General features: G+C 47.5%; 13 protein-coding genes. 8 read left to right on the top strand and 5 right to left on the bottom strand.

Annotated features, from left to right (window positions below):
- Positions 1 to 16: 16 nt before the first annotated feature.
- The gene (locus PRU_RS11470) at positions 17 to 3,214 is read right to left on the bottom strand and encodes a SusC/RagA family TonB-linked outer membrane protein (RefSeq protein ID WP_074683928.1); all 3,198 of its coding nucleotides are present in this window, start codon (positions 3,212 to 3,214) and stop codon (positions 17 to 19) included.
- A gap of 688 nt (positions 3,215 to 3,902) precedes the next feature.
- On the opposite strand from PRU_RS11470, the gene PRU_RS11465 reads away from it, so the two are divergent.
- Genes PRU_RS11465 through PRU_RS11455 form a run of 3 tightly spaced genes read left to right on the top strand, consistent with a single transcriptional unit; the run spans position 3,903 to position 10,555 of the window.
- Positions 3,903 to 7,166, top strand: a complete 3,264-nt coding sequence (locus tag PRU_RS11465) for a SusC/RagA family TonB-linked outer membrane protein (RefSeq protein ID WP_013063324.1) — start codon at positions 3,903 to 3,905, stop codon at positions 7,164 to 7,166.
- 24 nt (positions 7,167 to 7,190) lie between these two features.
- Positions 7,191 to 9,050, top strand: a complete 1,860-nt coding sequence (locus PRU_RS11460; RefSeq protein WP_013063864.1) for a RagB/SusD family nutrient uptake outer membrane protein — start codon at positions 7,191 to 7,193, stop codon at positions 9,048 to 9,050.
- Between the two features lie 38 nt (positions 9,051 to 9,088).
- Positions 9,089 to 10,555 (top strand): hypothetical protein, encoded by a 1,467-nt coding sequence (locus tag PRU_RS11455; RefSeq protein ID WP_143040120.1) that lies wholly within the window; start codon positions 9,089 to 9,091, stop codon positions 10,553 to 10,555.
- A gap of 99 nt (positions 10,556 to 10,654) precedes the next feature.
- Here PRU_RS11455 and PRU_RS11450 read toward each other — a convergent pair whose 3' ends face one another.
- Positions 10,655 to 13,012 (bottom strand): glycoside hydrolase family 9 protein, encoded by a 2,358-nt coding sequence (locus PRU_RS11450; RefSeq protein WP_013063001.1) that lies wholly within the window; start codon positions 13,010 to 13,012, stop codon positions 10,655 to 10,657.
- A gap of 132 nt (positions 13,013 to 13,144) precedes the next feature.
- On the opposite strand from PRU_RS11450, the gene PRU_RS11440 reads away from it, so the two are divergent.
- Genes PRU_RS11440 through PRU_RS11420 form a run of 5 tightly spaced genes read left to right on the top strand, consistent with a single transcriptional unit; the run spans position 13,145 to position 19,996 of the window.
- Positions 13,145 to 14,743, top strand: coding sequence for a DUF6057 family protein (locus PRU_RS11440; RefSeq protein ID WP_013063769.1), 1,599 nt, complete (start codon positions 13,145 to 13,147; stop codon positions 14,741 to 14,743).
- Entirely contained in the window at positions 14,727 to 16,214 is a 1,488-nt protein-coding gene (locus PRU_RS11435) for a TolB family protein (protein WP_013063770.1), read from the top strand. The genes PRU_RS11440 and PRU_RS11435 overlap by 17 nt, the downstream gene beginning before the upstream one ends.
- Positions 16,215 to 16,216: 2 nt before the next feature.
- Positions 16,217 to 16,873 (top strand): DUF4369 domain-containing protein, encoded by a 657-nt coding sequence (locus PRU_RS15420; RefSeq protein ID WP_013065592.1) that lies wholly within the window; start codon positions 16,217 to 16,219, stop codon positions 16,871 to 16,873.
- Positions 16,854 to 18,530: a DUF6057 family protein gene (locus PRU_RS11425; RefSeq protein ID WP_049769155.1), complete on the top strand. Its 1,677-nt coding sequence runs from the start codon at positions 16,854 to 16,856 to the stop codon at positions 18,528 to 18,530. The genes PRU_RS15420 and PRU_RS11425 overlap by 20 nt, the downstream gene beginning before the upstream one ends.
- Complete coding sequence (locus PRU_RS11420) at positions 18,527 to 19,996, top strand: TolB family protein (protein WP_041386159.1); 1,470 nt, start codon at positions 18,527 to 18,529, stop codon at positions 19,994 to 19,996. The genes PRU_RS11425 and PRU_RS11420 overlap by 4 nt, the downstream gene beginning before the upstream one ends.
- Positions 19,997 to 20,010: 14 nt before the next feature.
- Here the strand turns inward: PRU_RS11420 and PRU_RS11415 are convergent, their stop codons facing one another.
- From PRU_RS11415 to PRU_RS11405, 3 genes are read right to left on the bottom strand one after another with little or no spacing between them, the layout of a single operon-like run.
- Positions 20,011 to 21,417, bottom strand: a complete 1,407-nt coding sequence (locus tag PRU_RS11415) for a TolB family protein (RefSeq protein ID WP_013064228.1) — start codon at positions 21,415 to 21,417, stop codon at positions 20,011 to 20,013.
- Positions 21,414 to 22,820 carry a DUF6057 family protein gene (locus PRU_RS11410; protein ID WP_013064481.1) on the bottom strand — a complete coding sequence of 469 codons (1,407 nt, stop codon included), beginning with the start codon at positions 22,818 to 22,820 and terminating at the stop codon, positions 21,414 to 21,416. Before PRU_RS11410 ends, PRU_RS11415 begins: the two co-directional genes overlap by 4 nt.
- A complete protein-coding gene (locus PRU_RS11405) occupies positions 22,817 to 23,845 on the bottom strand; it encodes a threonine aldolase family protein (protein ID WP_013065066.1) in 1,029 nt (342 codons plus the stop codon). Before PRU_RS11405 ends, PRU_RS11410 begins: the two co-directional genes overlap by 4 nt.
- Positions 23,846 to 23,916: the final 71 nt, after the last annotated feature.

Below are 23,916 nucleotides of genomic sequence, written 5' to 3'. Positions count from 1 at the left end.
TCAATATTACTATGGTTTAGAAGTTTACTTGTACGCCGAAATTATACACACGTGTCATTGGATAGCGTACGCCAAAGTCAAGACCTTGTCCAGGAGCCTCAGGGTCGTTACCCTTAAAGTCGGCGAATGTCAGCAGGTTCTGACCTGATGCATAGAATCTCACGTAGTTGAGCAGTGGCAGGAACTTAGGTTTGTTGATGGTATAACCTAACTCTAAGTTCTTCAGACGCACATATTTAGAGTCGATGACCCAGGCACGTGAATCGCGGTTGTTGTGAACACGGTTCTCGAAAGAGATACGTGGCAGGATGGCATTGCGATTGTCCTCGGTCCAAGAGTTGTCGGCCACCCACTGTGCCAATGCCGAGGTGTTGGTAGAACCGAACTGATCGCGGAAGTAGCCGTTCAGTGTGCGGCTCACGTTATTGGCACCTACCCACAACATAGAGAAGTCGAATCCTTTCCAGTTCAGACTACCGTTGATACTCCAGGTGATTTCTGGGTTGTCGGTGTAGCCGAGTGGCTTCTGGTCGTTCTGGTCGATCACACCATCATCGTTCAGGTCAACATATACGCAATCACCATACTTCAGTTCCACCTTCTGGTCGGGCATGTCGGTGCCGTACTTCTCCTTATAGCGTGCTTCTGAACCTTCCTGATAGAACTCAAAGAGTTCGTAACCGAAGCGCTGTCCAACGGGCAGACCGGTGCGACTCAGATACTCATACATAGGTGGTACTTCGAGCATGTCGATCACTTTGTTGCGGGCAAAAGCAATGCTTGGGCTGATGCTGTAGCGCAGGTCGCCAATCTTGTCGGCCCACTTCAATGTCAGCTCATAACCATGGTTCTTTACACGTCCCTCGTTGACGTAGCTGGCAGGCAGACTGGTTACTGCTGGCAGCAGCGAGGCGTTGGATACGAGAATGTCCTTACGGTCTTCCCAGAATAGGTCGAGGTTTACACTCAGACGGTCGTTGATGAAGGCAGCATCCACACCGATGTTGATCTTGGTGGCAGTCTCCCAGGTGACATTGGGGTTACCGGCAGTCAGCTCTTTCACAGCCTGCAGCCAGTTACCACTGGTACCGAAGTTGGCACCGCGTTTCTGTGGGTTGGTAGTCATCGAACCCTCGTAGAACTGCCATGCACCTGGCAGGTAGAGGAAACGGGCACCGTTGGTGTTATCGTTACCTACCTTACCCCACGAACCGCGGAGCTTCAGATAGCCGATGTATTTCTTCAGTGGTTCCCAGAACTTCTCGCTCGATGGAATCCAACCCAGTGAGAATGATGGGAATACACCGTAGCGCTTACCCTCGGCAAAGTTCTCTGAACCATTGTAACCGATGTTGAAGTCAACCATGTAGCGAGTGTCGTAGTCGTAGGTTACACGGCCAACGAGTCCTACATAACCCTTTGGAATCGACTGATACAAACTGCCGTCAGAATCCCAAGGATAATAGGTCTTGCTCTGGTTGTAGAGTACCAATGCACCTACGTTGTGCTTACCGAACTTGCGGGCGTAGTTAAGACTGGCCTCAGCATACCAGTTGCGGTTGCCCCACTTGGCTTCGCTGTAAGGCAGTGTCCATGTGATATTTTCTTTGCGGAGAACCTCCTTACCATCAACGATGGTGGCTACGTACTGCACACCTGTGCCGAAACCGTTCTGACGGTTCTTGCGAGCGGTGTAGTCGGTGTTGTACGAACCTTTGATTTTGAAGTCAAGACCAGGGGTGATAAAACTCATGTCGAGTTTATACTGCAGGTCAAGGTTCAGAACGTTTGTGCTCTCACGTACATATCCTAAATCATAATAGTTCGACAGTGCATCGCGGTCGAAAGGTCCAACGATGTTGTTGTCGGCTACGATATGACGGCCTTGGTCGTCAACACCGATACCAGCATAAGGTGTTGCACCCTGCAGATAGCGGAAGATGAATCCCTCGCCACCACCCATGGTGGTACGGTTCTGTACACGTCCGCCTAAGGTCAGTGCAAGCTGACTGTACTTTGATACGTTGATATCCAGGTTGGCACGATAGTTGAAACGATTGTATTTAAAGGTTTCGTCATCATTCTTTGAGAAAGTCTTAAAGAGTGAGTTCTGATTCAAGAAACCAGCCGAAACGAAGTATTTCACCTTGTCGGTACCGCCTTTCACGTTCACGTTCACCTGTTCCTGCCATGCGGCATCTTTCATCATATACTTAATCCAATCGGTATTGGGGAATGTGACAGGCATGTCGCCGGTGCGGAAGTGCTCCATCACGTCCTGATTGAAACGGATACCGGTATTGGCATAAGGTGTATAGTCGGTGATGTTAACCGTTCCGGGCCACTGGCTCATTGGGAGAGCATCGGTGATAGCCGTGTAGTTCCACATCTTACCATAGGTATAAGAATCTGCGAAATCTACGAATTTTGAAATCTGCTGAATGGCAGTGCTTGCTGTTACCGATACCGAAGCTTTTCCTGTACTACCACGCTTGGTGGTTACAAGAATCACACCGTTAGCACCACGCACACCGAATACGGCTGTAGCTGATGCATCTTTCAGAATCGAGATGTCTTCGATTTCGTTGGGGTCGAGCTGTCCGAACGAACGCTCTACACCATCCACCAGTACCAGAGGGTCGGCACTGTTCAGCGAACCAGTACCACGCACACGGATCACTGGGTCGTCGGCACCAGGCATGGCTGAAGGTTGTACTACCGAGATACCTGGCAACTTACCTTGCAAGGCATTGCTCACGTTGGCCACAGGTGCTTTCAGCAGTTCGTCGCCACCAACTGCAGAGACGGCACCTGTAATGGTTACCTTTTTTTGCTGTCCATAAGCGATAACCACAACCTCCTCAAGCATCTGCTTGTCTTCCTCGATGGTAATCTGATAACTGGTCTTGTTGGCAGTTACCTTTACCTCCTTGGACAGATAGCCGATGTAGGAGACAACCAGTGTCTGGCCCGGACTGGCGTTTAGCGTGAAGTTTCCGTCGAAATCGGTGGCAACACCGTTCGTGGTTCCTTTCACAACAACACTGGCACCGATAACAGGTCCCATAGCGTCAACTACAGTACCTGTAATCTTCTTCGTTGCCTGCTGAACCTCCTGAGGAGCTTCGGCGGCATAGGCGTGAGGCGGACAACACAATCCCCAAAGGGAGAATGCGCCCACCAATAGCGCTGTTTTTCTAATAGTTTTGTTCATACATTTAGTAATTTAATTATAGAAATAGAGTTTATTTGATTTTAAGATTGATCTTGGGTGCAAAGATATGCTAAAATATCGAAACAACTGCAAAAACTATTGATAAAAAATGGTACTTTTTTGCTCAATTGTCGGAAGAATGCTTTAAATTCGAGCGAAATAAAACGCAAAAGGTGTATAAGTGTTAATTCTACACGGGGTGTTTTTAACAGTAAAAGTATCATGTTTGTTAATTTTTTCACTTCATTTGAGCCAAAAATAGGTGAATGACACCCAATTTGAAGCATTTTTGTGGTTTTCTCTATAGTGTAGTTTTTACATTATTTAATAAAGCGCCAGTTTTTGATGCGCTCATGTTTTTGTGGGATTATGCTTTTTTTGCTCAATTTTAGTATTTTAATAGCTTCAAACACATTTTAGGCAAAAAAGTATCAATATTTGGCAAGTAAAATTATTGAAATATCTCAATAATTGCGTAAATTTGCCACCGATTTGGTATATCCAGATTAAAACTGTAGCTCAATAAAAACTTAAAATAAAGAAAATTATGACCCGAAACAATTCGTCTTAACTATTGAGTCATCGCGTACCTATTTATATATTAGGCCTGCGTTCAATAGGAGTATTACTAAATATATCCAACTAAGACATTATCACAAACCAATTTTCTATAGTTTAAAACTTAAGTATGAATCGAAATTTTAGAAAGACAGCGCTGCTGATGGGTACTATGGCCTGCTTAGGTCTTGGTTACTCTTCAAATGCCTATGCCGCCGGAGCTCCTCAGGAAATCCAGCAGGCAACGAAGAAGATTACAGGTACTGTAGTCGATGCATCAGGCCCCGTTATCGGAGCTAGCGTAGTTGAAAAAGGTAAGTCAGGTAATGGCGTTATTACCGATTTCGACGGAAACTTCTCTCTCTCAGTGTCGCCTGGTGCAACACTTGTTATCTCGTACATCGGTTATGAGACACAGGAAATTAAGGTGGGTAACCAGTCAACCCTCAGCATCACCCTGAAGGAAGACAATGCTCAGCTTGATGAGGTGGTAGTTGTTGGTTACGGTACTCAGAAGAAAAAGCTGGTTACCGGTGCTACCGTTCAGGTTAAGGGTGAGGACATCGCCAAACTGAATACAACCAACGCACTTACAGCCATGCAGTCAAGCACTCCTGGTGTACAGATTACCCAGAGTTCTTCTCAGCCTGGTAAGGGATTCAAGGTAAACATTCGTGGTGTCGGTACTATCGGTACTTCTTCGCCATTGTTGATCATCGATGGTATCAACGCTGGTACTGCTGATGATGGTTTGAATGGTTTGAATCCAAATGATATCGAGAGCATCGACGTGCTGAAGGATGCTGCTTCGGCTGCCATCTATGGTGCACGTGCTGCTAACGGTGTAATCCTGGTAACAACTAAGCAGGGTAAAGCCGGTAAGATTCAGGTTCAGTATGATGGTTATGTTGGTTGGTCGAATGCTTATAAAGTGCCTGGTACCGTGAATGCCAACCAGTATATGCAGCTGATCAACGAAACCAACTTTAATACTTACGGAACATCTACCAACTGGTCAAGTCTCGTTCCTCAGCAGGTTCTCGACAGAGTGAACCAGGGTTGGGATGGAACCGACTGGTTCAAGGAGTATGAGAACAAGAATGCTTTGCAGTTCAGTCATGCTGTCACACTGACAGGTGGTTCTGAGAATTCAAAGTTCTCTATGAGCTTGAACTACAGTTCTAACCAGGGTATCATGGGTGGTGCTGATCTGTCATCTGACTACAAGCGCTATGGTGGTCGTATCAACTCTGAGCACATCCTGCTCAAGGCCAAGGACCATTCAGTGATTACCATCGGTGAGAACGTCAGCTACTGGTATCACAGAAGTCACGACTTGGCTGAGAGCAATGGTTACTGGAACATCATGCAGGCTGCTTATATCGCATCGCCTCTGGTTGATCCATACGATGCTAATGGCAATCTGGCTTCATATAAGAATAATGGCGCTGGCTATAGCACCATGATTTATAATAACCCATTGAACCACTTCCTGAATGGCGGTTTCAATTCTATCAATCAGAATCGTGACTTTGGCGTGGGTGCTACTTTCTATTGGATTATCGAACCAATTAAAAACCTGAAGTATCGCGGACAGTTCAATACCGGTTTCAGCGCCAGCAACAACCGTAGCATCTCTCTGCCTTACAGTGCCAGCTCTACCAGCTCAAGTGCCAACTATGGTATGAACATGGGTGAGTATGAGAGCAGCAGCTTTACTTTGGAGAATACACTTTCGTATGCTCTGCCAAAGTTGGGTAAGCACAGTATCGATGTACTCGTTGGACAGTCAATCGAGCGCTCTAACTGGAGTACTGGTATGAATATGAGCTTTACTGTTAGTGAGGAGAATCTGAACTCGCTGGTTCGTAACGGCTGGGATTACAATATTCCTGCTAACTACGAGACACAGTATATGACTGGTCATGGTGGTTACGCCAACCCCATGCAGGGTAGCATCGCCTCGTTCTTCGGACGTGTGAACTGGAACTACGATGAGAAGTATATGGCTACTGCCATTATCCGTGCCGATGGTTCTTCAAACTTCGCCCGTGGCAAACGCTGGGGTTACTTCCCCTCATTCTCGGCTGGTTGGGTGATCACCAACGAGAATTTCATGGAGAGCACTAAGGGTTGGTTGGATTTCTTGAAGTTCCGTGCTTCTTGGGGTCAGAATGGTAACTGTAACATTAGTAACTTCTACTATCTCTCAAACATTGCCTTCTCGCCAACTGACTATGCTGACTATGGTTACAAGTTCTCAAGCGATATGAACAATACCGTTGATAGCAATATCTATCAGACAGGTGCTTATGCAAAGAATGCTCCTAACCCCGATGTAACATGGGAGACTTCAGAGCAGATCAACGTAGGTCTCGATGCCCGCTTCATCAGTGGTAAGCTTGGCTTGAACTTCGACTGGTATGTTAAGAAGACTAAGGACTGGTTGCTTCAGGCTCCTATGAACGAGGTTCTGGGATACGAAGAGTCGGCCATGATTAATGGTGGTGATGTGAAGAATACTGGTTTCGAGGTTGCTCTCTCTTGGCGCGATCAGGTTTCTAAGGACTTCAGCTACCATGCTAACGTAAATGTTGCTACCAATAAGAATAAGGTGACTCGTATTGCTAACGATCAGGGCTTGATTAATGGTCAGACCAAGGCTCTGTTCGAGAACTCTTCATACGTATCTCGCGTTCAGGAGGGTCATGCAATTGGTTACTTCTATGGTATGTCATATAGCGGCATCTGGCAGAATCAGCAGCAGATTGATGATGCTAAGGCTGCTGGTAAGGCTGTTCTTGATGGTGCTGTTCCTGGCGACCCCATCTGGGACGACTTTGATAACGACGGTGTAATCGACTATGATAACGACCGCCATGAGATTGGTAATCCTCATCCCGATGTAACCCTTGGTGTTAGCCTGGGTTGCGAGTGGAAGGGCTTCGACTTTGGTATCACGGGTTCTGGTGCATTCGGTATGCAGGTTATGCAGTGCTATCGTACCGCTCTGCTGGCTAACCAGTACAACAGCTATACTGTTGACGCATTCGATCGTTGGCACGGTGAGGGTACCAGCAACAAGTATCCTCGTCTGACAGTTGGTCAGATTGCTGATCAGTGGGTATCTACACGCTATATGCAGAATGCCGATTACTTCAAGATCCAGAACATTACCCTGGGTTATAACTTCAATAAGCTGTGGAAGAACTCTCCATTCAGCCAGCTCCGCCTCTATGTACAGGCTCAGAACCTTTACACCTTCACTGGTTATACAGGTGTTGACCCAGAAGTTGGTTCATCAGGTGGTAAGGACTCTTGGGCACGTGGTATCGACGTAGGTCTGTATCCTTCAGCCCGTACATTCGTCGTTGGTGCAAGCATTAAGTTCTAATAATATAATAAGGAATATAAGAATATGAAAAAGATATATTTGATGGCAATCGCGATGCTCTTCGCCGTAGGACTTACTTCTTGCGAAGACTTCCTCGATTCCAAGAATTATACGCAGGCTAACAGTTCTAACTATCCTGCTTCAGCTGATGACCTGAATAAGGAGCTCGCAGCCTTGTATGGCGTGATGAATCAGTTCAGCACAAATCCACTTCAAACGCCTTGGTTTGTTGGCTATATCATGTCGGATGATGCTAATGGTGCTGGTGGTACCGGCGACGTAGAGTCACATGCTATCGGTCACTTGATGGCTAATAAGGAGGATCTGTTCGATGCTGCTTGGCACAATACTTATGTAGGTATTGCTCGTGCCAATGCCATTATCTATGCTGTAGATGCTTTCGATTGGACTGGTCAGGAAACTACTCGTAACCAGTTGCTTGGTGAGGCTTACTTTATGCGTGGTTTGTTCTACCTCTGGGGCGTTCAGTTCTGGGGCGATATCCCTGCTTACTGGGCTTCAGCTGCTCCCGATCCATGTCCTCAGGTCAGTGCAGAGGATGTGATTATGCCACATATCCTGGCTGACTTTACTTCGGCTGCTAACCTGATGAGTCACGGTGCTACAACTCGTGGCGACGGTCACGCTACTAAGGGTGCTGCCGAGGGTTATCTGGCACGTGCTTATATGTTCTACGAGGGCTTCTATAAGAAGGCTGGTGAGTTGGCTACTGCTAATCTTGCTGATGTTACTTTCGACTTTGAGCAGGAGGGTGCTGGCACTTCTCTGAGCAAGGCTCAGGTAGTAAGCTTCCTTGAGGATGCAATCAATAATGGTGGTTACAAGTTGGTTGACGACTTCCGTTTGCTTTGGCAGTACACCAATGAGTACACTGTTCAGGACTACAAATTTGTTGCTGATCTGAAAGCTGCTGGTAAGTCATGGGCTGGTAACGGTAACGATGAGGAGATGTTCCAGGTTCAGTATATGAATGCCGGTTCTTGGAGTGGTACTATCGGTATGGGTTTTGTAAACCAGGTTGAACTGTATTGCTCTCTCCGTTGCGATGATGATGGTGCTGGTACAGCTAATGGTGACTTGAATACCTTCCCATTCGGACAGGGTTGGGGTCAGGGTACCATCAATGCAAACCTTTGGGATGACTGGAGCGATGCCGACCCTCGTAAGAAGGCTACCATCCTCGATGCTCAGGCTGAGTGTGACAAGTTCGTATTCACAACATCTTGCTCTGAGGACGCTGGTTACTACAACAAGAAGTGGATGGGTATTACTTGTGCCAATTCTACTTGGGATGATCATAACGATGCTTATATCTGGTGGGGTGTTTATCGTAAGAACAATACATCTGCTGCCAACAACAACGGTAACTCTATGCAGGGTGACCACTTCTCGGATATCGTGCTGCTCCGTTTGGCCGACGTGATGCTGATGCACTCTGAGCTTACAGGTACTGCCGACCAGATGAATAAGGTACGTGCTCGTGCTGGTCTGGATGCTACTACCTATTCTTGGCAGAATATCAAGAATGAGCGTCGTTTCGAGCTGGCTGGCGAAGGTCTCCGTTTCAACGACCTGCGTCGTTGGTCAGGTAAAGGCGGTGGTGCCTCTTGTGAGGCTGCTGTTGCTCTGCAGCGTCAGGACGGCTCACGTGTAAACTATACAGGTCACTGGACAAAGATGCACCATGGTCAGGGTGTAGGCGGTAGCAGCTGGGCTCAGCGTTATGCCGATACCGATGGCTTCATTATGATTCCTCCCGCACAGATCAGTATCATTGGCAATCCTGAAATCCTGAAGCAGAATGCTGGTTGGGGTTCAAGTGCCTCTGGAGCTAATATGTCAGGTTGCCCAGTATATGATTAATTAAGAATTAAGATTTAAGAATTTAGAGAAATAGCAATATGAAAAAATCAATATTATTGTTCGCAGTAGCGCTGGGCATGCTCACAGCTTGTGATCCTATTAAGGATAGCAAGACACTGGATATCGACAGCTATACCAGCAATAGCCTGCTTGATGGTGCTGAGTTCTCTCAGTATGCCGATCAGGCTTGCACTACTCCAGCAGCTGATGGAAACTGGATTAAGTATAATATCCCCAATGCCTCGGGTATTTATATCTACTATATCAAGGCCGATGGCTCTGAGTTCAAACTCACAAGTGGCGCAGCTGGTGGTGTGTTCAACTTTGTGCCTGCTCGTGGTTCTGATCCTAATCAGACAGTATATTTCAAGTATATCAATGGTAATGGTGATGAGGTAGTGGCTTCAAAGGATTTTACTGTAGCTGTTGCTGCTGAGCTGAAGCCAGAGGTTCGCCTGATTGCTTCGAATGCCTATGGTAAGAAGACTTGGAAGTGGAATGTGGGCAACACTACTTCGAGTGGCCATGTTTGGGGTAACTTCGGTGCCGATGGTAGCTGGCGTGGTGAAGCTCTTAACGACTTTGTTTGGTGGGGTGTTGACGATGCCGCAGATCTTACAGATCAGTTGGGCCATTCTGTAACAGGTGCTGCTACTGGTGAGGAAAGCAACGACGCTTCGATGGTATTTACAGAGGATGGTCTCGTGAAGTGTTACGATGCTAACGGTACTGAGATTCGCTCTGGTAGTTATGAAATCAAAGGCTGGACTGGTGATAACCACGATGGCTTTAAGTATGGTATTCTTCATACTTCAGAGGGTGCAACACTGTTCCCATTCGAGATTAATGCTGGTGGCCGTTACGTAACTGATTATTGGATTTACTCTCTGACATCTGATCAGATGATTCTGGTTTATCCTGACAATGGTGCATTCAGTGGCTGGTCGGAAGGAACATACTGGAACTTTAAGAGCGATACTGACGTTTCGGGTATGATGACTAACTATGGCGAGAAGACTTGGACCTGGAATGTGGGTAACTCTTCTTCTAGTGGCCATGTTTGGGGTAACTTCGGTGCCGATGGTAACTGGCGTGGCGATGTCCTTAACGATTTCGTTTGGTGGGGCGTTGATGATGCTGCAGAGCTCACAGGTCAGTTGAACCATTCTGTATCAGGTGCCGCTACTGGTGAGGAGAATAACGATGCTACAATGGTTCTGAACGAAGATGGTACCGTGAAGTGCTATGATGCTAATGGTAGTATGATCCGCTCGGGTAGTTATGAGATCGACCTCTCAACAGCCGATGGTTGGAAGAAGGGAACATTTAAGACTACTGAGGGTGCAACTCTCTTCCCATTCGAGATTAATGCCGGTGGTCGTTATGTAACTGACTATCAGATTTACAGAATTACTGGTTCTGAGATGATCCTCACCTATCCTGACAATGGTGCATTCAGTGGCTGGTCAGAAGGTACATACTGGAACTTCAAAGCTAAGAAGTAAATCACAAGTTGAGCAATAAAAAACTCAATAAATCAATCAACCGCCCCGCAACTGGTAATCAGTTCGCGGGGCGGTTTCTTTTTTTTATGTTTATGGATTCTAACGAATGGCGTAGAGATAGGCCAGGAGGGCCATCTTGCCACGCATGGTTTCGCGAGGCGTGAACTCGCCGTTTACCCAGAAGTAACGCTGGTTGAAGTACGACTCCTGACGGGGCCAACCACCATTGTTCCAATCGGGATAGCAATAGGCCAGGATAACACGGGCATCGCCACCATTATGACCAGGCGACCAAGTCTCGGTACCGTTGAAAGGTGTCTGACCAGGATGGGTGCCTGGGGCACCATCGTTGCGACCGGTGGTATAGACATCGGTGATGTGACGCTGACCAAGGCCTGTCATCTCAACAATATTACCAGGATTGCGACCTAAAGCCCAACTGGCTTCGGTGAACATGGCGTGCTCCAACTGCTTGCGCTCTGCCTTGTTGGCGATGTAGTGGGCCAGCATTACCAATTGCAGGTTCTGTGAGGTTTGCCAACGGTCGTCGTTGGCCGAACGGCGACTGGGGCGCTGTGCCATGTGACCATAGTTATAAGCCTCGGCCTGGGCTTTGATACTGGCTTTCAGGTTCTGGTAAAGCTCGCCATAGTGGCGGGGCTGTGGACAGGTAAGATAGGCTGCTGCTGCCCAGTACTGGCAGAAAGGCACCAACTTCTTATTCTCCTCATGCATCACACCTACCCCAAAGAAACCGTGCTTGCCCTTGCTGAACACCAATGAGTGAGGGCTCTTTATCATGCTTTCTTCGGCAAAAATCTTTTCCCACTCTTCTTCGCCAGTCAGGTTGTACAGGAAGGCAGCTGCCATCTGACGGAAGTCACGACCACGCATCTGCATGGAGCCCACATCCTGCAGGTCGTCGAGCTGCTGATGGTCTTGTTTTGAGGCAAAGCGGAAGGCCTTGATAGCCTCGGCAGTATAGTATTGGCTCAGGCTGTCGTTGCCGTTCAATCTGAAGGCCTCGGCAATGATGGCGCAGTTGGCGGCATTGGCCCAGGCTGCCATGGTGGTGCAGCCTGCCTGGAACATCACGCTCCAGTCGGCACAAGGGTTGGTGACACCCTGTGAGTAAGCCTCGCCATCGCGGATAGAGAGGAAGAAATCTACCTCGTTGCGGGCCTCGTCAATCAGGTCGGGGATACCATTACCACTCTCGCGGATACCTAACTGATCTTCGTTCAAACGTCCCCCCGAGAGGATATAAGGCAACAGCATGTCGTAGATGTTGCTGACGTGGGCCAGGTGGCGGTCCCAGTCGAAGGCGTCGGAGTGCCCGCCTTTCACCTCGGTATTCACCGGATTACCCGGCAGACGGTGCTGCCAGAAGATTGACTGTTTGAGTTGTTTGAAGTGTGGCTCGTCCCATACGTCGGTGTGCAGTTCTGCCCAGCCTGGGCTCCATGGGTGGAAGTCGGTCTTATAAACGGTAAATCCCTTAGGATCGGTCTCGGGAATGAACTGTGGCTGGCGAGGGGCAGGGAAGACCTTGTCGGTATTGATAGGCTCACCCAAACGCATATAGTAATAACCGCGAACCGAGTAGCGATAAGGCTCGTAGTAAATGTCGTTCTTTACCTCGAAATCCATACTACAGCCTACATCCTCTACTACCAATCGGTAGCAACCAGGTTTGTTGGCGCTGAAGTCGATATTCCACACATCGGTGCCGATGAGGCTTTTGCCACCTGCCTCCTTGGCGGCTGCTGAGGCAGGTTGCCAGAATTTGACGGTACCCACCTTCTGTTTCTTCTTGGTGTTCACATTGTAAAGCCATACGCCTTTGCCCTCCAGCTGCTTATAGTCGCGCTGTCCGCCATCGCCCAACCACTGGTAAAGGTCGGCAGCATGAATGGTCTCTAAGGGCGAATAGCCTATAATATTAATGTGTACGGCTTCGGATTGGTTGTTCCATACGTCGAAGCGGATAGAGGCCTCGGTCTTGTCGGAGCCTATGCCTGCGGGGATGGCAACTTTGTATGTGCAGCCCTGTTTCATGGCCTTAGGCATCTGCAAAAACAGCCAATGGTCTAACTCGCTTGTCAGTGTATTGTCGGTGTTCATTGGCTTGGATTTACGCCAAACGGCTAAGGGTTGCGCTGTAGCAAAGGTCTTGTCGTCGGACGAGCTGATCTTCCACAAAGCGGCGTTCTGTGCCTGGGCTGCTTTCAAACGCTCGCCGAATACCAATAGGGTATCGTCGCCTTCGGCAAACGAGTGACCTAAATAGGCGCTGGGACCTGTGCCGTTGTCGCGATAATGCACCTCGCCATCGCGGAAGTGCAACATCAGATAATCTTTGTCGATAACTTTAACTCCAAGGAATTTGGTTGCCAAACAATTAGCTGGCATGGCAAGCATGATTGCTGCCAGTGATGCATACAATGTTTTCTTCATTTCTTTGTTTTCTGGTTGGTAATACTTTATTGCTTAATTCGGGTACAAAGATAGTAAATAATATTTTTTTGTTGGTAGAAAATAGATAAAAACTTTGTTAAGTCAGATTTTTGTGGTACTTTTGCAGCGTTTATGAATAAAACGATAACTAAATACGGAACTATAGCCTTGTCAGTGCTAATCAGCATCGGCGTATTCTTGTTTTGGTATATAGCATACCCGCACGCCATGTCGTATCAGGAGCAGTACCAACTGTTTCTGTGGACGAGTGATTATTTTGTAGATAGACTCAGTGTACCAGGTGGCTTTGCCAGTTGGATAGGCGAGTTTATCGTGCAATTCTATTATATAGAGTGGCTGGGGGCCCTGTTACTCTCACTGCTCTTCGTGGCTCTGGGGTGTACCACTGGGTGGATTCCTGCAGCACTCGTGCTCTGGCTGTTGGGCGATCCTAGTGTCAAGTTGGGCTATGTGGTGGCGCTGATATTAGCAGTTGACGCTCACAGACTGAATTCTGTTAAATGGGGCAAGCAGGCATGGTGTGAGGCGGCTCTTATACCTATTATATATTGGTTGACGGGGCCGTTGGCTTGGGTGTATGTGCTGTTGCGTATGCACCGTTACGGATGGAAGAGCTGGCCAATGCCCTTATATCTGTTGGCTTTGCAGTTGCTGGCTTATCGTTTCTGCCTCACACAGTGGACTTTAGAGATGACCATGATGCCTGCCCAATATTATCGCACGCCGATGATGATGCCAACGCTAATGTGGCTGACTCCGCTGGTAACAGTATTTACGATGGTAGTGCAGCGTCGATGCCTTTCGGCTAAGTGGCTGTTACCTGTGCAAGCGGCTGTCTTTATCGCTTTGTGTTTCTTAGGCATCAGCAAAGGCTATGATAAAGAGATGTACGAACTGATTCGTCAGGATTACCTGGTGCGCCATGAACGCTGGGATGAGATAGTGACGCGTGCTAAAGAATATCAAGTAAAGACGGCTTTCAGTTCGGTTTGTGTCAACCTGGCATTGTCGCAAAAGCATCAGTTGGCTGATAGGATGTTCGACTTTTATCAGAGTGATGAGAATGCGCTCATTATGCCCCGTATTCGCGACTTAACCTCGATGCTGCCATCGGCAGAGACCTTTTGGCGACTGGGTATGGTCAATTCGGCTTTGCGTTATTTCTTTGATACACAGGAATCGATTCTGGATGGTAGCATGAGTGGGCGTTGTACCAAGCGAATAGCCGAATGCATGATTGTAAATGGGCATTACAAAACAGCCAAGAAACATCTTGATTTACTGAAAAAAAGTATGTTTTATCGTGAATGGGCTGTTAATGCCGAAGCTTTGTTAGGTGATGAGGCTGCCATTGATGCACACCCCGTGTACGGCAAACTGCGCCAGTTGCGTTATAAGAACGATTTCCTGTATAGTCATCTGGAACTGTATAAGATGTTCGGTTTACTATTTATGAATAATACGCAGAACACGATGGCACTGGAATACTTTATGGGACAGATGCTGTTGGAAGGTCAGATGCAAGGATTCCAACAGTATATGCCCATGGCTGAGAAATACAGTGGCTATCGCGAGATGCCTATCGGCTATCAGGATGCCATGATGTGTATTCAAAAGCAAGGTAATGTGCCAGGATCGCCTTATGCCGCATATGTAAAAAGAATGATGGCCCAGAAAACTAAAAACGAAGACAATGATGAAGCGCATTAATATCAGATATCAACTGTTGGCCGTTTGTTGCTGGCTGTTAGCAATGGCAGGCTCGTCGTGCAGTGAAAGTCCCACCAACCCTACCTTGGTGAATAAGTTGCCTGCTATTTATCCCGACTACATCGGGGTAACGATTCCTGCGAATATTGCTCCCATGGATTTTAATTTTGCAGAAGAGGATATCGACTGTATGGATGTCGTGGTGAAAGGGTCGAAGGGTGGTGAACTGCATGCCAACGGCGACTGGGCTGATTTTAATATGGACGACTGGCATGAACTGACAGAACAGAACGCCGGTGGCGAACTGGTGTTTACTGTATGTGTGAAAAAGAACGGCCAGTGGCTGCAGTATCAGGACTTTAAAATGGTTGTCAGTAAGCATCGTCTTGATGAGTATGGTGTTACCTATCGCCGTATCGCACCAGGTTATGAGGTGGGGGGCGACATTGGTATCTATCAGCGTGACATACATAGTTTCGATGAGTCGGCTATTTTGGCCGAGAGTGTGCTACCTGGTCAGTGTATGAACTGCCATGTGGCTAACCATGCTAATCCAAACACCTTTAATATGCAGATTCGAGGTGAACATGGCGGAACCTTGATATACAAAGATGGTAAACAATCATATCTGACAACCAAAACCGATAGTACCGTGGCCAATACCAGTTATTCTTATTGGCATCCCGATGGAGACTATTGTGCTTTCTCAACTAACTCTATCCACCAGAGCTTCTTTGTCGGAACTGGACAGCGTATTGAGGTATACGACACCTTTAGCAATGTACTGGTGCTTGATACCCGTACTAACGAATTAGTGCTTTGCCCACTGTTGCAGACCGACGATTGGGAAACCTATCCTGCTTTCTCGGCTGATGGAAAGACCTTGTTCTATTGTACAGCCAAGCCATACCGTGTACCAGCAGAATGGGATAAGGTGAAATACAGTTTGTGTAAAATCGCGTTCGATGCTAAAACAGGCACCTATGGCGACCATGTGGATACGTTGTTGAATGCCCGTGAATGGGATAAGAGCTTTACTTATCCACGTGCATCGTACGATGGCAAGTGGTTGATGTTTAATGTTACCAACTGCGGTAACTTCCCTGTGAACCATCCTGAGGCGGATCTTTGGTTGATGAACCTACAGACAGGCGAGACACATCCGTTGTCAGGTGCGAATAGTGATGATACTGAGAGTTTCCATAATTGGAGTTTGAACAGTCACTGGTTTGTTTTCTCTAGTCGTAGAGAAAATGGTGTGTATAGCATGCCGTATATCGCCTTTATCGATGATAAGGGACGTGCAGGAAAACCATTCCTGTTGCCTCAGCGTAATCCACGTAAATACTATCTTGAAGAGATGGACTCGTATAACTGCATAGATTTTACCGAGGGTAAAGTTAATGTGGATGCTCGCGAGATCAACAAGCATGTTTTTGACAATCAACGAATACAAGTAAAAATTAGATAACAATGAAAAAGATTCTTTTATGTTTTATGGCAGCTACAGCTATGACAATGTTTTATAGCTGTCAGCCCAAGAATGCAAATGAATGTAGAATTCACGGTGTAGTGCCCGACGAGAAGTTTGAGGGCAAACGCATCTTCTTGGTACCCTTCTATGGTGAGAAGAATGCTAATACGGTGGATAGTGTGGAGATTAAGGATGGTAAGTTTGAGCTTACTACCGACTCGTCGAAGTTGTATAAGATATTGGTTGATTTGCGTTTCCGAATGGGTGTTCAGTCGCTCTTGGTGATAGGCGAGCCCGGTGATGTGAAGGTTATCATTGATAGTGTGAGTCATGCTACTGGTACTCCTCAGAACGACTCGTTGGAGAAATGGAAGGTGCGTACCGAGATGCATAACCGCGAGCTGATGAAGATGCGCAGGTATGTGGCCGAGCTGCAGTCGAAAGGTGACAGCGTGCAGGCTAAGTACATTGCACAGCGTGCCGACAGTTTCCATCTGGTATATAAAAACTATACCCGTCAGATGGCTAAGAACATGAAGGAGGGTGTGCTGCATGATTTCCTGAAGGATATGTTCCCCTTAACCTATCAGCGTAAGTATCCTGATGGACGTGTGGTAACGATGAATGCCGATACACATGAAGAAATTAAGCAATAAACAGTGGGCGTGGCTTGTAACGCTGGTGGTAGGCGTGTCGGTATTCCTGTTCTGGAGCTACCGCTATCCCTTTGCGCTTACCTATCAGGAGCAGTTACAACTGTTCTTGTTTGATGGCGACTACTTTATAGATCGTCTGTCGGAGCCTGGTGGCTTGGCACGATACGTGGCTGAGTTCCTGGTGCAATTCTACAATGGTGTTGCCATAGGTGCAGCCATCATAGCCGTGCTGTATATGCTGATACAACGCCTTACGTGGCGATTGATGAAGGTGAAGAGTCATTACATACTGAGCTTTATGCCAGTAGCCATGCTATGGTTTGCCATGGGCGACGAGAGTGTGATGCTGACGTATGCTGTGGCACTGGTAATGGCCTTGGCTGTGATGATTGCATGGACAAAGCTGGCACCACAAAACATAGTGGCCAAGGTGGTGGCTGTGGTAATCTTGATCCCCATTCTTTATTGGCTGATAGGTCCGCTGGTGCTGATGGTGGCTGTATGGATGATGCCACTATCTGTCATTTACGCATTGGCCTTGATGTTGCTGAGTGCGCACTATCTGCCATTCCCAATGATGAGGGTGATGCTAGGCATCAGTTACTACCGTATCCCAGTGACATTGCCCTACGTACTGATGGCAATTCCAGTGGTGGTGCTGTTGTTAGGATGGCTGACCAAGCGTTTGCCTGAACCAAAGACATGGGTGCTGACTGGTGAGGCTTTGTTGTTAGCTGTATTGGTTGTGGTACCCCAGCAATTTGGTTTTGATGCTAAGAAATACGAACTGATGGAGTACGACTATCTGGTGCGTATAGGTGATTGGAACGATATTATCGCCAAGGCCGAGAAAAAGACGCCTGATTTGCCGATGAGCGTGAGTGCCACTAATTTGGCACTGGCAATGACAAACCAGCTTGGCGATAAGGCTTTCGACTTTTTCCAGCGTGGTTCGGAGGGCTTACTGCCTAAGTTTGAGCGTAATTTTGCTACGACGCAGTTGACTGGGGAAATCTATTTTAATTTGGGATTGGTGAATACCGCCCAGCGACTGGCTTTCGAGGCGATGGAGGCTATTCCTAACTATAATAAGAGTGCACGTGTGGTGAAGCGATTGGCTGAGACCAATCTGATAAACGGTGAGTACAAGGTGGCCGAGAAATATCTGAAGATGTTGGAGAAAACCGTGTTCTACCGCCCTTGGGCACAGCGTACGTTAGCTATGTTGGGTGACGAGAAGGCCATTAACGAGCACCCACTGTATGGTACACTGCGTCAGTATCGCTTGCAGGACGACATCTTGTTCAGCGATAGGGAACTGGATAAAATCTGTGGACTGCTGTTTATGCATAACACCAGCAACATGGTGGCTGCACAGTATCTGCTGATGATGCCGCTGATGGATAAGGATATCGCCCGTTTTATGCAGTATGCGCCTGTAGTCCAGAGTAGAGTACAGTATAATCCCCGCCATATTCAGGAGGGTATTGCCTTGGCCTTTATGCAGAAGAGGCAACAGCCGCCACAGGGCATCTTGAGTCAGTTTATGCTGCAGCAAATGAATGAGTTCGCAAGTATCTATTCTGCCAATCAGCAGGCCCCTGAGTTGGCTAAGTTCAAGAATACACTTTGGTATTATTTAATGGTTGGAAAATGAAGAAGAATACTATTTGGTGTTGGGTGATTAGTGTTGGGTGTTGGCTGATGACCAGTTGTAACTCAACTCCTGAGAATGTATCGAAGGTTGATCAACTGCCCAATATCTACCCTGATTATATCGGTGTCACCATTCCTGCAGAGATGGCGCCCCTGAATTTTGATTGTCCTGATGCCGACTGTGTGGATGTGGTGGTAAAAGGCAGTAAGGGGGGCGAGCTGCGCGTGCAGGGCGATTATGCCGACTTTGATATTGCCGACTGGCATGAGCTGACCCAGCAGAACAAAGGCGGACAACTGACGTTTACAGTTTGTACCAGAAAGGACGGTCAGTGGCAGCAGTATAACAACTTTACGGTAAACGTAAGTACCTATGCACTTGATGAATGGGGACTGACTTATCGTCGTATAGCCCCAGGCTACGAGGTGTTCAGTAAGATGGGACTCTATCAGCGCGACCTGGCTACATTCGATGAGTATCCCATTATCGAGAATACTCAGGTGCCTGGTATGTGTGTGAACTGTCATTCGGCGCGCCAAACAGATCCATCCAAATTTGTGTTTCATGTTCGTGGCGATCATGGTGCAACCATGTTCCAGATAGATGGTCAGCGTGAATGGCTGAAGGCCAGCAACGAGCAGTTAGGTGGTTCGATGGTGTATCCTTACTGGCACCCCAGTGGCAAATACTGTGCTTTCTCTACTAACCAGACGCGTCAGGGATTCCATATGGTTGCTCATGAACGTATTGAGGTGTTCGACTTGTCGAGCGATGTATTTGTGTATAATCCCGCTACTCATGAGATTATTAAGGACTCGCTGCTATCGACACCCGATTGGAGTGAGAACTCACCTGTATTCTCGCCTGATGGTAAAACCTTGTATTACATGACTTGCAAGCAGCAGGAGTACCCTATGCATTATAAGGACGAGAAGTACAACCTGTGTAAGATTGCATTCGACCCCGCTACAGGTAAATACGGCGAGAAGGTGGATACCATCTTTAATGCGGTGGCGATGGGTAAGAGTCTGACTTGGCCCCGTCCGTCGTACGATGGCAAGTACATCCTGTTTACGCTGATGGATTACGGCTACTTCTCAATCTGGCACCAGGAGAGTAACCAGTGGCTGCTGAACTTGCAAACGGGTGAAGCGCGCGAGTTGAAGGAGATAAACAGCGAGAAGGCCGACAGCTATCACAACTGGAATGTAAACTCGCACTGGATTGTCTTTACCAGTCGCCGTGGCGATGGACTTTATAGTCATCTCTATCTGGCTTGTGTGGATGACAAAGGACACTTCTCAAAACCATTCCTGTTGCCTCAGCGACATCCGAAAGAGTACTACGAGGAAAGTATTTTCTCGTTTAACGTACCCGACTTTACCAAAACAAAAGTTGTTTTCGACGCTTACAATGCCGGTCGTGAAATAGCTTCCGATCAACGTGTTGAAACGAAGGTGAAATAAAAAAGAATCCGTGACTATTTAAAGGTCACGGATTCTTTTTTCATTGCTTTGGCCACATCTTCAACATCGAACGGCACCTTGCCTTTACCTAGCTCTGGCGCATTGAACGACTTCAGATTGTTGTCGTAGAACGAAGGATGTGCCTGTGGCAGGCAGAAAGGCTTGTGGGCTTTACCATGCTTGTCAATATAGCAGAAGTAGGGTTTGCCATACAGACCGTCGTCGCGTTTCGAGGCAAACACAAACCAGCGGCTATTGCTGCTCCAAGAGTGATAAGTATCGCTCTTGGCACTATTCACGATGCTAAGTGTATCAATCTTACCCGTTTGCAGGTTCATCATCTGCAAATCGGCCTCTGGATGCCAGATGGGGAAGGTGCCGTAGTCGGCTACGGTATAAAGAATGTATTGACCGTCGGGGCTGACACGTGGATGGCATACACTGCGCTGATGGTAGAGTGTATCTACCTGAGTGCCGATGGTGCCCGTTTTCTCGTCAAAGGCGATGCGCACCAAACTGTATTGCAACTGTTTGATGTCGTGAGGCAGACTCACACTATCGGCCGCACAGTAGTAGATGTACTTGCCATCGGGCGAGAAGGTAGGGAATGTCTCGAACTTCAGACTGTCGGAAAGCAATGGTGAGGTAAAGATACGATGCTCCTGCATATCGGCCACGCATACATTCGACTCCGAATCGTACACTTCTAATCGCTTGCTGGGGTCGCTATGGAAAGCGGGAATAATCTTCTGGGTAGAATAGGTGATATAGCGGCCAGTGGGACTGAATCCGAAGTAAACACTGCCAGGGATGTTCAGCTTGCTGAGTATGCCGTTCTCATTCAGGATGGCACCGCCGCCAGGACCACGAACGTACATCATGGATAGCTGTGGGTTCTGGTTGGCAAACGTGTGGCAGTTCATGCAGCGGTTTTCCAACTTCTCGTAATGTCCTAAGGCGTTTACGTCGAAGTTCTCTACACAGCGTTGCTGAATCTGTACGTTGTTCCATATCTCGTAATCGGGCTCAATGAGACGGTAGGTGAGATAGGGATCCACCTTGTCGCTTACTACCTGCCAGGTGAAGGGCCTGTAGGCCGTCCACTGCCCGTTGATAAGGGCACTGACATTCACTTCTATGCTCTTATCAGCAGATTGTTGCAACAGGGCCTTCCAATCGTCGATGTCGAATACGGCCTCGTTGCCACGGGTGTTGATGGTGATGTCGCTAGCCTTTACCTCGATGGCTTCACAATCGGCACGCAGCAGAAAGTTGAGCGGGGCTATATTCTGTGGAATAGTTACATCACAGTAGTCGGGATAAATAGGTGGTAGAGTGTTGCTCTCCTGTACATTCTCAGGGGTGGGTGTACAAGAGGTAAGTACTATCAGTATAGTGAGTAGGTTAAGTAATTTTTTCATATTTCAGGTGCTTTTATCTTATCAAAGTAATACCAATAGGTGTCCTTGAAATTGGCATTACCACGTTGTTGGTTATACTGTTGAAAACGCTGGAAGACATCGCCGCGCTTGATGTATTTCTCCCACTCTTGTTGTGGTGCGTCGGTACCAGCCAGCCAAATGCAAAGTGCCTCCTGGTAGAGTGTCTTTAATCGTGGGTTGTTGGTGTCGATGCAATAGCGGTCGTAATCGCGCTTGAAGCTGGCAATATCCTTTAATACCAGTGTGCTGCACAGAATGTAATCCAAGGCTATGGTGTTGTTCGGATTGGCATTGAGCAACTGCATCATGAGCAGGTGGGCATTGTCGGTTGTCGATATGGTGTCGTGGCGATTTACCATCTGCATCTTCTGCTGATAGATGGTTTTGCCATTCTTGCGGACATTGTCGGCCCAACGGTCATATACCAATGTCTTGTCGAGGATACGCAGGTATTTCTCGGCTGCTAACGAATCACCACTCACGTAATTACACTCGGCCAAACGTTGCATCATTCGCACGTTACGGTTGTTGTGCGAGAACACGTTCGTCATCATGGCTGCACGCTCGGTAAAGGTCATATCGCCTAAGGCCCAATACAGCTCGTTCATGTTACGGATAATCAGCATTGGCGTTTCGGGACCAATCTTGTAGAAGGTTCCCAACTGGGTAGGAGTGAACTTGAGTAGGTGGTCGGGCAGCTTACCGCGTTGTGCCTGTGCCAGGTTGTAGAAGAACACCATCTGGTCGGTCCATCGGTCCTGACCTTCTACCATCTGTATCACTTTATCGTAATGGCCAAAGTGGTATTCGCAGTCGACAGCAAAATCCTTCTCTAAAACCAGATCTGGCATCTGCAATTGCTTGATGACAGGACTGCCAAATAGCAGATAACAGGGGAGCAGGCCACAAGCTAATACCGACAGCTTCAGGGCGTTTTTTCGGATGCTTGATACCCCCCATAATAAGAGCAGCCATCCCATGATAGAGATTGTAGATGAGAGGCGATAGCTGGTGCTGAAATGGCATACGGCCACGAACACCATCACAAACAGTGTCAATGCAAGGGTCACAATTTTGCTGACCTTGAAGTGGATAAGCGACTGGTAAAGCAAGCCAGCTATGATGAGCAGACAAACCGTGAGGATTGTGGAGCCTGCAAACAGGTAGTAATAGAACTGCGTGAGGAAATCACCCACAAGACCTGCCAATCCACCTGACTTATCAGTATAGGTGGAGATATAATCCCACGACCAAAGGAATATCTGGTTCTGCTCTTGGAAAAAGAAGTGATAGGGATACCAGAACTGAAAGAAACACCAGATGATAATGGCGCAGAGAATAATTGCGGCTGTAGGGTAATATTTATAGTATAGGTTCTTCATCCGAGTATCTTCTCTAATTCGTCTAATTCTTCTTCGGTGGTGGCCCAGCTGGTTACGAAACGGCAGATGGTATGGTATTTGTCGGCCTGACCGAAATGAGTGAACTTCATCTTCTGACTCAGTGCCTCAACCAGTGTGTTGTCCATAATTACAAACTGCTGGTTGGTGGGTGAGTCGACATAGAACTCGAAGCCTTTCTTGATGAATATCTGCTTCATGCGCATAGCCATCTTGATGGCATGTTCTGAGAGTTTGAAGTAGAGGTCGTCAGTAAACAGCGCATCGAACTGCAAGCCTATCAAGGCGCCCTTGGCAATCACGGCACCATGCTGTTTCTGGATAGAGAAGAAATGCTTGTGGGCATTCTGGTGCGTAAATACCACAGCCTCGCCGCAAAGGGCACCAATCTTAGTTCCACCGATATAGAAAACATCGCAGTGACGGGCCAGGTAGGGCAGGGTGATATCGTTCTCTTCGGCCATCAGTCCATAGCCCAAACGGGCACCATCTATATAAAGCGGTATCTCGTAGTGCTGACATACCTGGTAGATGTCGTCAAGTTCCTTTGCTGTGTAGAGAGTTCCAAACTCGGTGGGGAAAGTGATGTAAACCAATCCTGGGTGTACAGCGTGGTCCTTGTTGCCGTCGTGCATATAGTCGTCGAGATACTTGTCGAGTGTCTTGGCTTCCATCTTACCATTATTATCGGCAATGGTTATGATTTTGTGCTCGGTGAACTCTACAGCACCAGCCTCGTGTACGTTGATATGACCGCTGCCAACACAAATCACACCCTCGTACTGATACAGCATCGAGTCGATGGTGGTGGCATTAGTCTGGGTGCCGCCGGTGAGGAAGAATATCTGGGCATCGGGCAATCCGCATGCTACACGGATGCGCTCTTTGGCGCGTTCGCTAAACTCATCAAAACCATAAGGGGTTGGTTTGGCATCGTTGTATTTAATCAGGTTCTCCAAAACTTTTGGATGAGCCCCGTTGTTGTAGTCACATTCAAATGAAATCATATTGTTTATTAGTTGTTTTTGCGTGCAAATTTACATAAAGTTTTGCGATTTATTTGCTAACTTCGCTTGAA

This window comes from Xylanibacter ruminicola 23 (assembly GCF_000025925.1).
In the GTDB taxonomy this organism is placed as follows: domain Bacteria; phylum Bacteroidota; class Bacteroidia; order Bacteroidales; family Bacteroidaceae; genus Prevotella; species Prevotella ruminicola.
This window is presented reverse-complemented; position numbering and strand designations above follow the sequence as displayed.